Annotated in this window: 12 protein-coding genes; 4 read left to right on the top strand and 8 right to left on the bottom strand. The window is 71.7% G+C overall.

The window, feature by feature from the left end; translation table 11 throughout:
• Window positions 1-146: 146 nt before the first annotated feature.
• Window positions 147-1346: a thiolase domain-containing protein gene (locus tag ACE3Q8_RS13845; protein ID WP_374470862.1), complete on the top strand. Its 1200-nt coding sequence runs from the start codon at window positions 147-149 to the stop codon at window positions 1344-1346.
• A gap of 2 nt (window positions 1347-1348) precedes the next feature.
• Window positions 1349-1759, top strand: a complete 411-nt coding sequence (locus ACE3Q8_RS13840) for a Zn-ribbon domain-containing OB-fold protein (protein ID WP_374470861.1) — start codon at window positions 1349-1351, stop codon at window positions 1757-1759.
• Here the strand turns inward: ACE3Q8_RS13840 and ACE3Q8_RS13835 are convergent.
• Window positions 1756-2295 (bottom strand): hypothetical protein, encoded by a 540-nt coding sequence (locus tag ACE3Q8_RS13835; protein WP_374470860.1) that lies wholly within the window; start codon window positions 2293-2295, stop codon window positions 1756-1758. The genes ACE3Q8_RS13840 and ACE3Q8_RS13835 overlap by 4 nt on opposite strands.
• Before the next feature lies 1 nt (window position 2296).
• Window positions 2297-3517 (bottom strand): CaiB/BaiF CoA transferase family protein, encoded by a 1221-nt coding sequence (locus tag ACE3Q8_RS13830; RefSeq protein WP_374470859.1) that lies wholly within the window; start codon window positions 3515-3517, stop codon window positions 2297-2299.
• Window positions 3518-3587: 70 nt separating this feature from the next.
• On the opposite strand from ACE3Q8_RS13830, the gene ACE3Q8_RS13825 reads away from it, so the two are divergent.
• Window positions 3588-4754: an acyl-CoA dehydrogenase family protein gene (locus tag ACE3Q8_RS13825; RefSeq protein WP_374470858.1), complete on the top strand. Its 1167-nt coding sequence runs from the start codon at window positions 3588-3590 to the stop codon at window positions 4752-4754.
• Window positions 4751-5533 carry an enoyl-CoA hydratase/isomerase family protein gene (locus ACE3Q8_RS13820; protein WP_374470857.1) on the top strand — a complete coding sequence of 261 codons (783 nt, stop codon included), beginning with the start codon at window positions 4751-4753 and terminating at the stop codon, window positions 5531-5533. The genes ACE3Q8_RS13825 and ACE3Q8_RS13820 overlap by 4 nt, the downstream gene beginning before the upstream one ends.
• Here the strand turns inward: ACE3Q8_RS13820 and ACE3Q8_RS13815 are convergent.
• Genes ACE3Q8_RS13815 through pyk form a run of 6 tightly spaced genes read right to left on the bottom strand, consistent with a single transcriptional unit; the run spans window position 5530 to window position 11328 of the window.
• Window positions 5530-5787, bottom strand: a complete 258-nt coding sequence (locus ACE3Q8_RS13815) for a hypothetical protein (RefSeq protein WP_374470856.1) — start codon at window positions 5785-5787, stop codon at window positions 5530-5532. The two genes, ACE3Q8_RS13820 and ACE3Q8_RS13815, sit on opposite strands and share 4 nt — an antisense overlap.
• Complete coding sequence (eda, locus tag ACE3Q8_RS13810) at window positions 5787-6425, bottom strand: bifunctional 4-hydroxy-2-oxoglutarate aldolase/2-dehydro-3-deoxy-phosphogluconate aldolase (RefSeq protein WP_374470855.1); 639 nt, start codon at window positions 6423-6425, stop codon at window positions 5787-5789. The genes ACE3Q8_RS13815 and eda overlap by 1 nt, the downstream gene beginning before the upstream one ends.
• Complete coding sequence (glk, locus tag ACE3Q8_RS13805; protein ID WP_374470854.1) at window positions 6422-7390, bottom strand: glucokinase; 969 nt, start codon at window positions 7388-7390, stop codon at window positions 6422-6424. The genes eda and glk overlap by 4 nt, the downstream gene beginning before the upstream one ends.
• Window positions 7391-9202 (bottom strand): phosphogluconate dehydratase, encoded by a 1812-nt coding sequence (gene edd / locus ACE3Q8_RS13800; RefSeq protein WP_374470853.1) that lies wholly within the window; start codon window positions 9200-9202, stop codon window positions 7391-7393.
• Between the two features lie 8 nt (window positions 9203-9210).
• Window positions 9211-9873: a 6-phosphogluconolactonase gene (pgl, locus tag ACE3Q8_RS13795; RefSeq protein WP_374470852.1), complete on the bottom strand. Its 663-nt coding sequence runs from the start codon at window positions 9871-9873 to the stop codon at window positions 9211-9213.
• Window positions 9874-9915: 42 nt separating this feature from the next.
• On the bottom strand, window positions 9916-11328 hold the full coding sequence (gene pyk / locus ACE3Q8_RS13790; RefSeq protein WP_374470851.1) for a pyruvate kinase: 1413 nt from the start codon (window positions 11326-11328) through the stop codon (window positions 9916-9918).
• Between the last annotated feature and the right edge of the window lie 102 nt (window positions 11329-11430).

Below are 11430 nucleotides of genomic sequence, written 5' to 3'. Positions count from 1 at the left end.
CGCCCAGACGCCCGGTTCAGCCCCCTCCGTCGGCTCCGCCGACAACTCCCCCGACGGGGGAGCGACTTCGCACGCGCCACTTCCTGACGCCGGGGCATTGCTGCTAAGCCCGTACCATTCATTTGAACGATTGTTTGGGGAGGGTCATGAGCATCAAGGGCAAGGCCTATGTGATGGGGGCCTACGAGCACCCGACGCGCGATGCGCCCGACAAGTCCACGCCGCAGCTTCACGCCGAGTCCGCCCTGGGCGCGCTGAAGGACGCCGGCCTGACCTCGGCCGACGTGGACGGATATTTCTGCGCCGGCGACGCGCCGGGCTTCGGCCCGCTGTCCATGGCCGACTACATGGGCCTGCGGAACGTCCGCCACGTGGACTCCACAGAGATGGGCGGCTCCTCCTACATCGCCCACGTGGGCCACGCCGCCCAGGCGATCGCCGCGGGCAAGTGCACCGTCGCCCTGATCACCCTCGCCGGCCGGCCGCGCAACGGCGGCAACCGGCCGGGCGCCAGCATGCGCGGCGGCCCCGCCGGCGGAACCGTGCTCACCGACGGCCCGCCCGAGGCCGGCTACGAGCAGATCTACGGCGGCACCACGCACAACACCTACGGCATGTGCGCCATGCGCCACATGTACGAGTACGGCACGACCTCGGAGCAGCTCGCCTGGATCAAGGTGGCCGCGAGCCACCACGCCCAGTGGAACGAGCACGCCTTCCTGAAGAACGTGGTCACCGTCGAGGAGGTGGTGAACTCGCGGATGATCTCCGACCCGCTGCACCTGCTGGACTGCTGCGTGGTCACCGACGGGGGCGGCGCCCTGATCGTCACCTCGCCGGAGGTGGCCAGGAGCCTGAACCGGCCCAAGGTGCGGGTCCTGGGCGCCGGCGAGAGCCCCAAGGGGCCCATGGGCGGCCACGACCTGGACCTCACCCACTCCGGCGCCGTCTGGTCCGGTCCGCGGGCGTTCGAGGAGGCGGGCGTCACGCCGGCCGACATCAAGTACGCCTCGATCTACGACAGCTTCACCATCACGGTGCTGATGCAGCTCGAGGACCTGGGCTTCTGCAAGAAGGGCGAGGGCGGCCGGTTCGTCGCCGACGGCAACCTGATCTCGGGCGTCGGAAAGCTGCCGTTCAACACCGACGGCGGCGGCCTCTGCAACAACCACCCCACCAACCGCGGCGGCATCACCAAGGTGATCGAGGCCGTCCGCCAGCTCCGCGGCGAGGCCCACCCGAAGGTGCAGGTCGCGAACTGCGACCTGGCCATCGCCCACGGCACCGGCGGCTCGCTCGGCGTCCGCCATGGCGCCGCCACCGTCATCCTCGAGCGGGAGGCCTGAGCATGTCCGAAGACGCCAACAAGCCCATGACCCGTCCGATCCCGGCCCCGCCGGTGACGATCGAGAGCCAGCCCTTCTGGGAGGCGGCGAAGGAAGGCCGCTTCCTGATCAAGCGCTGCGTCCCCTGCGGCAAGGCCCACTGGTACCCGCGCGCGGTCTGCCCGTTCTGCCTGTCGGCCGAGACCGTGTGGGAGGAGAGCCCCGGCGAAGGCGAGGTCTACACCTTCTCGGTGATGCGCAAGTCGCCGAGCGGCCCCTACGCCATCGGCTACGTCAACCTCGACGAGGGCCCGGCCGTGCTGACCAACTTCGTCGGCCTCGCGCCCGACGACCTGAAGATCGGCCTGCGGGTGAAGGTCCGCTTCCAGGACACCGAGGGCGGACCGCCCGTGCCGGTGTTCGGGCCGGCCTAGGCGGCGGCCAACGCCGCCACCAGCGCCTCCGCCGCCTTCGGGTGGCGGAGGCGGTGCTTCTCGAGGTGGGCGGTGCGCGGGTCCTCGAACAGCGCCGCGTACTGGGCGCGGCGGCGGTGGAAGGTGTCCCAGGCCCAGCGGATCGGATGGTCCTTGGCGAGCCAGCGCCGGAACTCCTCGCGGTTGCCGGTGCCGGCCCACAGCTCCCGTTTGGTCAGCGCCCGCAGGAACGAGCGGCGGATCACCCGGCGCATGATCAGCGGCCGCTCGTAGTCGAGCCAGATCAGGTGCGTGGCCCTGGGCAGGATGACCTCCTGGGCCACCCCGTAATTGCCGTCGGTCACCCAGCGGTCGCCCGCGACGGCCGCCCGGATCCGCGCGATGAAGGCCGGCGGGTCCGCCTGGTGCAGCCCGACCCAGCCGGGCTGCCAGTTCAGCGCGTCGAGCTCGACCCGCTGCAGGCCGCAGGCCTCGGCCAGCCGCTGGCCGAGCGTCGACTTCCCCGAGCCCGACGAACCGATGATCGAGATGCGCACCTCATGCCTCCTCGCCGTCGCGCACCTCGGCGAGGATCTCGTCCGTGTGCTCGCCGAGCCTCGGCGGATGGCGGCGGATGTTGGCGGGCGTGCGGGAGAACTTCACCGGCGGCTTCATGGCCCGGTAGCGGCCGGCCTCCGGGTGCTCGTAGGTCTGGAAGAAGCCCACCGCCTTCAGGTGCGGCTCCGCGTCCAGGTCGTCCATGCGGTTGGTCTTCACCACCGGGATCGACAGCGGCTTCAGCAGGTCCAGCCACTCCTGGGTGGTCTTGGTGGCGGCCGCCTCCTCCACCAGGGCGTAGAGCTCGTGGGTGTGCTTGGCGCGGGTGGCGTAGTCGGCGAAGCGCGGGTCCTGCTTGATCTGCTCGCCGAAGCCGGCGACCTCGAAGAACTGGTCCCACTGCCGGTCGGTGTAGGGCAGCAGGCCGATGTAGCCGTCCTTGGTGGCGAAAGGCTTGCGGTAGGGATTGATCACCCGCTGGTAGCCCCACTGGCCGATCGCCGGCTCCCAGGTGTGGTCGTAGAGGTGCTCGACGAGCAGGAAGCTGGTCACGCACTCCAGCATCGGCACTTCGACGAACTGGCCCTCGCCGGTCCGCGCGCGGTGCAGCAGGGCGGCGGTCACCGCCTGGGCCATGAACAGGCCCGAGACCTTGTCGGCCACCAGCGTCGGCAGGATGCGCGGCGTCGGGTTCCCGTCCGTGCGCGGCAGGACGTCGGCCAGGCCCGAGGCCGACTGGATCAGATCGTCGTACGCCGGCTCGCCTGCGTAGGGCCCGTCGGAGCCGTAGCCCGCGGCGTGGACGTAGACGATGTCGGGCCGGATGGCCTTCACGTCCTCGTAGCCGAGCCCCAGCCGCTTCAGCCCCTCGTAACGGATCGAGGCGGCGAACACGTCGCAGGACCGGATCAGCCGGCGGATCGCGCGCCGCGCGCTCTCCTGCTTCAGGTCCAGCACCACCGAACGCTTGTTGCGGTTGATGGCCAGGAAGATCGGGCCCATGTCGCGCGGCGTCCCCTCCGGCACGTGCCCGGCCCAGCGCATGATGTCGCCGCCGGCCCCGCGGCCCGAGCCGGGATCCTCCAGCTTGATCACGTCGGCGCCCTGGTCGGCGAGGATCTGGGTGGCGTAGGCCCCGTTGACCACGCTGGTCAGGTCCAGCACGCGCACGCCCGCCAGCGGGCCGGTCGCCTTGGACTCCAGTTGTCGGGTTTCCGCCACGTCCGCTCTCCCCTCTCGGTCTTTGCCGGTTATGATCGCCGATAAGACAGAATGACGTGGGGGGACGCCAGTGGACTTCGAACTCTCCGAAGATCACCGCATGCTCAGGGACCTGGTGGCCCGGTTCGTCCGTGACGAGCTGATGCCGCTGGAGGCTGGCGTCATGGTCCGCGAAGCCGAGGGCAAGGGCGCCTACCTCGCCGCCGAGGAGCAGGCCCGGCTGGACAGGGTCGCCGGCGAGCTCGGCCTGTTCGGCCTGGACGCGCCCGAGGACGTCGGCGGCTCCGACCTGCCGATGACCGCCATGGTCGGCGTCGAGGAGGAGATCGGCCGCACCGTCACGCCCTACACCCTGCCGCCCGACAGCCCGAACCTGCGGATGCTGATGCAGACGGTGAACGAGCGGCAGCGCGAGGCCTACCTGGCGCCCTACGTGGCCGGCAAGACCGTCTCGGCCATCGGCATCTCCGAGCCCGGCGCCGGCTCCGATCCGGCCGGCATGACCACCCGGGCGGTGCGCGACGGCGACGACTGGATCATCAACGGCCGTAAGATCTGGATCACCCGGGCGCAGGACGCCGACTTCACCATCCTGATGGCGGTCACCGACGCCGAGAAGAGGGCCCGCGGCGGCATCTCGGCCTTCCTGGTCGACAAGGGGACGCCCGGGTTCAACGTGCTGCGCCGCATTCCGATGGTAGGCGGGCAATACACCTATGAGGTCGCGCTGGAGGACTGCCGGGTCGAGGGCTGGAAGCTGCTCGGCCAGGAGGGCCAGGGCTTCGCGCCCATGCAGACGAGGCTAGGCACCCGGCGCATCCAGATGGCCGCCTGGTCGGTGGGCATGGCCCAGCGGGCGTTGGACATGGTGGTGGAGTACGCCCCGCAGCGGACGACCTTCGGCGCGCCCCTGTCGGAGCGGCAGGCCATCCAGTTCTGGGTGGCCGAGGCGGCGACCAAGATCCACGCCGCGCGGCTGATGACCTACGACTGCGCCTGGAAGCTCGACCAGGGCCGCGACGTGCGCAACGAGATCAGCATGATCAAGTGGTACGCCACCGAGATGGCCTATGAGACCCTGGACCGGGCCATGCAGGCGTTCGGGGCCATGGGAGTCACCAAGGAGCTGCCGCTGCAGCTCATGCAGGCCAAGCTCCGCACAATGCGCATCTACGACGGCCCCACCGAGATCCATAAGTGGGTGGTGGCCCGCAACCTTCTGGGGACCCGAAAATGAAGTCGGCGTACGGCGAGAACATCACTGCGACCTCGGACGGCCAGGTGGCCGTGGTCACCATCGACCGGCCGCCGACCAACTTCGTCTCCGTGGAGCTGATCGAGCACCTGGCCGAGGCGCTGGAGGCGGCCGACGCCAGCGACCGGGCGCGGTGCATCGTGCTGCAGGCGGAGGGCAAGGCGTTCTGCGCCGGGGCCGACCTCGCCCGCTCGGACGACCGGGTGGCCATCGGCATGGACGGGGTCTCGGCCCTCTACCAGCAGGCGGCGCGGCTGTTCGCCGTGGAGACGCCGATCGTCGCCGCCGTACAGGGCGCGGCCGTGGGCGCTGGCCTCGGTCTGGCCGTCGCCTGCGACTTCCGCATCGCCGCGCCGGAGGCCCGGTTCGCGGCCAATTTCGTCAAGCTGGGCTTCCACCCGGGCTTCGCGCTGACCCACACCCTGCCGCGGCTGATCGGCGAGCAGAAGGCGCACCTGATGTTCCTCACCGGCCGGCGGATCAGGGCCGAGGAGGCGCTGGCCTGGGGCCTGGTGGACGAGGTGGTCCCGGCCGAGGCGCTGCGCGGGGCGGCGATGACGCTCGCCCGGGAGATCGCCGAGAACGCGCCGCTGGCGGTGGTCGCCACCCGCAAGACCTCGCGGGCCGGCCTGCTGGAGGCGGCCCGCGCGCAGATGGCGCTGGAGCACCGGGAGCAGACGATCCTGCGGGCCACCGATGACTTCGCCGAGGGCGTGCGGGCGGTGAACGAGCGTCGCGCCGGGAACTTCGTGGGGCGCTAGCCTTCCGAGAACCGGCTGCCCGCGGCGCGCTCGCACTCGGCGGCGAGCTCCTTGAACAGCATGGCGAGGATGACGAGGGCGCGGCCTTCCACGTCGGGAGCCTCCGCGCCGGCATGCCAGTCGACGGACATGTCGAAGGCGAGCTCCGGGACCAGCGCGTTGCGGGCCAGCACGCTGACCGTCGCCGCCCCGGGCTCGCCCGGCCGCGCACGGGCGGTGACGAGCCAGCGGAGCTGCTCGTTGGGATTGGCCATCAGCCTTCGACGGCCGCCGGCGGGCGCTGGCCGAGCGCCGCGGCCTCGCGAGCGAGCGCGGTGATGCGGCCCCAGTCGCCGGCCTTCACGGCGTCCGTCGGCGCGACCCAACTTCCGCCGACGCAGAGGACGTTCGGCAGCGCCAGGTATTCGGGCGCGTTGGCGGCGCTGACGCCGCCCGTGGGGCAGAACTTCGCCTGCGGGAAGGGGCTGGCGTAGGCCTTCAGCGCCCCGGCGCCGCCGACCACGTTGGCCGGGAACAGCTTGAAGCATTCGAAGCCGGCGGCGAGGCCCGCCATCAGCTCCGTGGCGGTGGCGACGCCCGGCAGCAGGGGCACGGGGCCGTCGGCCGTCTCGCCGTCGATCAGGCCCGGGCTGACCACGAACTGAGAGCCGGCGTCGGCGGCCTCCTGGCGCATCCTGGCGGTGAGCACGGTGCCGGCGCCGACGACCGCGCCCTCGATCTCCCCGGCCATGCGGCGGATGCACTCGCCGGCGACCGGGGTGCGCATGGTGATCTCGAGGACGCTCAGGCCGCCCTCGACCAGGGCGCGTCCAAGCGGCACGGCGTGAGCCACGTCCTCGATGATCAGGACCGGGATCACCGGGGCGCGGGTGAGGATGTCCTGGATCTTCATAGGCGCTCCATCTGCTCGAGCTCGCGCGCCGCCCCGACGATCGCCGGGTAGGGGTGCAGCACGAGCGAGGTGGGGATCTGCTTCACGTAGTCGGAGAGGCGGCCCTTGTCCTCGAACCGGGCGCGGAAGCCGCCCGAGGCGAGCCGGTCCACCAGCTTCGGCGCGATCCCCCCGGAGATGAACACGCCGCCGCGCGCCCCGAAGGTGAGCGCCAGGTCGCCGGCCACGGCGCCCAGGATGCCGCAGAACCGGTCGAGGGTTCGGCCGGCCAGGCCGTCGCCGGCGGCCGCCGCCTCGTAGACCGCCCGCTGGTCCTCCAGCGGCGCGTTGGAGCCCTCGATGTCGGCGAGCGCGCGGTAGAGGTCGTAAAGGCCAGGGCCCGACAGGATGCGCTCGACGGAGACCCGGCCGAAGCGGGCGTTCAGCCGCCGCCAGACCTCCACCTCGACCTCGTCGCTCGGCGCGAAGGCCGCGTGGCCGCCCTCGGTGGCCACCGAGACGTCGCCGCGGTCGGCGCGGGCGAGGCCGGCGACGCCGAAGCCGGTGCCGGCGCCCAGCACCACCATGGGGCAGTCGGAGCCGCCCTTCAGCTTCGGCCCGAGCGGCTTCAGCTCTTCCGGATCGAGGATAGGGCAGGCCAGGGCCTGGGCGGCGAAGTCGTTCAGCAGCTTCACCGCCTCGAACCCGAAGTCGGCGATCAGCTCGCCCTCGGAGATCTGCCAGTCAAGGTTGGTGAACTCGATCTCCCCGTCGACCACCGGCCCGGCGACGGCGATCACCGCACGAGGCGGGCGTTTGCGGCCGCAGGTGGTCTCCAGGTACTCGCCGATCACGTCGGCGATGGCGCCGTAGTCCTTGGCCGGGAAGATCCGCGGATTGCGGATGTGCCCCTGGGCGTCCACCACCGCGAAGCGGGCGTTGGTGCCGCCCACGTCGCCCACGAGGCCCGCATACTGGACCTTCACCTAGGCGGCCTCGAAGAGGGCGCAGGCGCCGGCGTCGGCCGGGCCGGCGGCGCGGCGCATCCAGCCGTAGAGCTCGCGGCCGTAGCCGAAGCCCGAGGGCGGGCAGGCGGCCGGCGTGCGGCTCATCAGTTCGTTCGTCTCCACCTTGATGGCGAGCTCCCCCGTCACGGCGTCCAGCCGGATGATGTCCCCGTCCCGCACATAGGCCAGCGCGCCGCCGTCGGCGGCCTCCGGCGTCACGTGGATGGCGGCCGGCACCTTGCCCGAGGCGCCGGACATCCGTCCGTCGGTGACGAGGGCCACCTGATAGCCCTTGTCCAGTTGCACGCCCAGGGCCGGCGTGAGCGAGTGCAGCTCCGGCATCCCGTTGGCTCTCGGACCCTGGAAGCGCACCACCGCCACGAAGTCGCGGTTGAGCTCGCCCCGCTTGTGGGCGGCGAGCAGTTGCTCCTGGTCGTCGAACACCAGCGCCGGCGCCTCGATCACCAGGTGCTGCGGCTTCACGGCCGAGGTCTTGATCACCGCGCGGCCCAGCGGCCCCTTCAGCAGGCGAAGTCCGCCTTCCGCCTGGAAGGCGTCGTCCACCGGCCGCAGCAGGTCGCGGTCGAGCGAGGCCGCGGCCCCCTCGCGCCAGACGAGCCGGTCGCCGTCCAGGAACGGCTCGGCCATGTAGCGGCGCAGACCCGGGCCGGCGACGGTCATGACGTCCTCGTGGGCGAGGCCGGCGTCGAGGAGCTGACGGATCACGAAAGCCATGCCCCCGGCCGCGTGGAAGGCGTTCACGTCCTCGCTGCCGTTCGGATAGACCCGGGCAATCAGCGGGGTCACCCGGCTGAGGTCGTCGAAGTCCTCCCAGGTGATCCGGATGCCGGCCGCCATGGCCATGGCCACGAGGTGCAGGGTGTGGTTGGTCGAGCCGCCGGTGGCCAGCAGGCCGGCGAGGGCGTTGACCACGCTCTTCTCGTCGAACACCGCCGACATGGGGGTGTAGTCGTTGGTCCCGTCGCGGATCTCCACCGCGCGCCGGGCGGCGGCGGCCACCAGCGCGTCGCGCAGTGGGGTGTTGGGCGTGACGAAGGCGGAGTTCGGCAGGTGCAGGCCGGTCATCTCCATCATCATCTGGTTGGAGTTGGCCGTGCCGTAGAAGGTGCAGGTGCCCGGCCCGTGGTAGGACTTCATCTCGGAGTCCAGCAGCTCCTCGCGAGTCGCCTTGCCCTCGGCGTAGAGCGCGCGGGTGCGCGCCTTGTCGGCGTTGGAGATGCCCGAGGTCATCGGCCCGCCGGGCACGAAGATTACAGGCAGGTGCCCGAAGGCCAGGGCGCCCATGGTCAGCCCGGGCACGATCTTGTCGCAGATGCCGAGCATCAGGGCCGCGTCGAAGGCGTCGTGGGTCAGCGCCACCGCCGTCGACATCGCGATGACGTCGCGCGAGAAGAGGCTGAGCTCCATGCCCGGGCGGCCCTGGGTGACGCCGTCGCACATGGCCGGCACGCCGCCGGCGAACTGGGCCGTGGCCCCGACCTCGCGGGCGGCGTGCTTGATGATCGCCGGGAAGCGCTCCAGCGGCTGGTGGGCCGAGAGCATGTCGTTGTAGCTGGAGACGATCGCCACGTTCGGGGCCGTGGGGTCACGCATCCGCTGCTTGTCGCCCTCGCCCACCGCGGCGAAGGCGTGGGCGAAGTTGGCGCAGGACAGCTTGGCCCGGCCGACGCCGGCCGAGCGGGCGGCGTTCATCCGCTCCAGGTAGTCGGCGCGCGTCTCGCGGCTGCGCTCGACGATGCGCTGGGTGACCTCGGCCGTGACCGGATGCATCTCAGACCTCAATGGCTCGGCGCCCAGAGGACGCGGACGGGGACCTGATCCTGGACGAGGATCGCCCGGACCGGCAGGTCGGCTCCGGCCTGGGCGCGGTCGATCACCTCGCGCTTAGCGTCCCCGGCGATCAAGAGGAAGATGGCGCGCGCCTGCAGGAGCGCCGGCAGGGTGAGGGTGATCCGCGGAAGCGGCGGCGAGCCCAGCCCGGCCGGCACCGGCAATGTAAGGCGCTGGCCGGCCGGATTCAGCCCCTCCCCCAGGCCCGGGTCGCCTGGGATCAGCGAGGCCACGTGGCCGTCCTCGCCCATGCCGAGCAGGACGGCGTCGAACGGCAGCAGCGCACGCAGCGCGGCTTCGTCCGGCTCCGGCCACAGCGGCAGGAAGTGGGCCTTGGCCGGCTCGCCCTGGAACAGCCGCTCGTCGAGCAGGCGGGCGTTGGACTCCGGCGCGTCGGCGGCGACGCAACGCTCGTCGGAGAGGGTGACGATGATCCGCGCCCAGTCGACCCGGGCGTTTCGCAGCCGGTCGTAGACCTGGCCCGGCGAGCGGCCGCCGGTGCCCACGAGGCTCGCGCGACCGCGCGTGTCCAAGCCGCGCTTGAGGCAGGCCTCGACGCCATGCGCGCAGGCCTCGGCGAGAGCGGTTGACGTCGCGTAGGTCTCGACCATGGCGGGTTAAAACCCGGCGCGGCGGAAGGCTCAAGCCCCTGCCTAGCGCCGTGGCGTGTGCGCCAGGCGCAGGATGTTGGCGGCCCCGGGCGAACCCATGGGCAGGCCGGCCAGGATCAGCACCCGCTGGCCGGGCGGCGCGAGCTCCATTTCCGCGGCGTTCTTCACGGCCACCCGGGCCAGCTCCTCCGGGTCGAACAGCTCGGCGATCACTCGGGACTCCACGCCCCAGGCAAGGGCCAGGCGGCGCGCGGTGTCGAGCTGCGGGGTGAGCGCCAGGGTCGGCTGCAGCGGCCGTTCGCGAGACAGCCTGAGCGCCGTCTGACCGGTGGTGGTGAAGGCCACGAGGCAGGCGGTGGAGGCGGCCTCCGCGGCGCGGCGGGCGGCGGCCACCAGGGCGTCGGCGTCGGCGTCCTCCACGGGATACTCAGCGCGCATCAGCTCGGGCCAGCGGGGGTCATTCTCCACGCGGGTGAGGATGCGGTCCATGATCGACACGGCCTCCAGCGGGTAGTCGCCCACGGCGCTCTCGGCCGACAGCATCACCGCATCCGCGCCCTCGTAGACCGCGCCGGCGACATCGGACGCCTCGGCCCGGGTCGGCGTCGGCGAGTGGATCATCGATTCCAGCATCTGGGTGGCGACGATCACCGGGATGCCGCGGAGGCGCGCGGCGCGGATCAGCCGCTTCTGGGCGACGGGCACCTCCTCCGGATTCAGCTCCACGCCGAGGTCGCCGCGGGCCACCATGATCGCCTCGGAGAGGTCGAGGATCTCGTCGAGAACGTCGAGCGCGGCCGGCTTCTCGATCTTGGCCAGCACCGAGGCGCGGCCGTTCACCAGGCGGCGCAGCTCGGCCATGTCGGAGGCGCGCTGGACGAACGACAGCGCCACCCAGTCCACCCCCTGGTCGAGCGCAAAGGCGAGGTCCCGCCGGTCCTTCTCGGTGAGCGCCGGGATCGGGATGGCCAGGCCCGGCAGGTTGAGGCCCTTGTTGTCGGAGAGCTGCTCGCCCGCCTCGACGATGGTCTCCGCGAAGTCTGGCCCGTGGCGGACCACCCGCAGGCGCACCTTGCCGTCGTCGAGCAGGACGGTGGCGCCGTTGCGCAGCGCCGCGAAGATCTCCGGATGCGGCACCTGAATCCGGCTGGCGTCGCCGGGCGCCGGATCCAGGTCGAGCCGCAGGTCCTGGCCGGTCTTCAGCCGCACGACGCCGTCCGCGAACTTGCCGAGCCGCAGCTTCGGCCCCTGCAGGTCGGCGAGCACCGCGATCGGCCGCCCCACCTCCGCCTCGGCCTTGCGCACCGCCTGAATGGTCCGGGCGTGGTCGGCATGGGCCCCGTGGCTGAAGTTCACCCGGAAGACGTCCGCCCCGGCGCGGGCGAGCTCGGCGATGCGGTTGCGGCTGGCGGGACCCAGGGTCGCGACGATGCGGGCTCTGCGGGCTCGGATCATCCGGGCTCTCTTCCGTCTGTGTGTTGGGGTGCGCCGGCGAGAACGCACAACGACTCGCGCGGCTTCCGGAGCCAAGCTTATCAAGGGACGTTTAGTCCGCGT

The sequence above is a fragment of the Phenylobacterium sp. genome, from assembly GCF_041913825.1.
In the GTDB taxonomy this organism is placed as follows: Bacteria; Pseudomonadota; Alphaproteobacteria; order Caulobacterales; family Caulobacteraceae; genus Phenylobacterium.
This window is presented reverse-complemented; position numbering and strand designations above follow the sequence as displayed.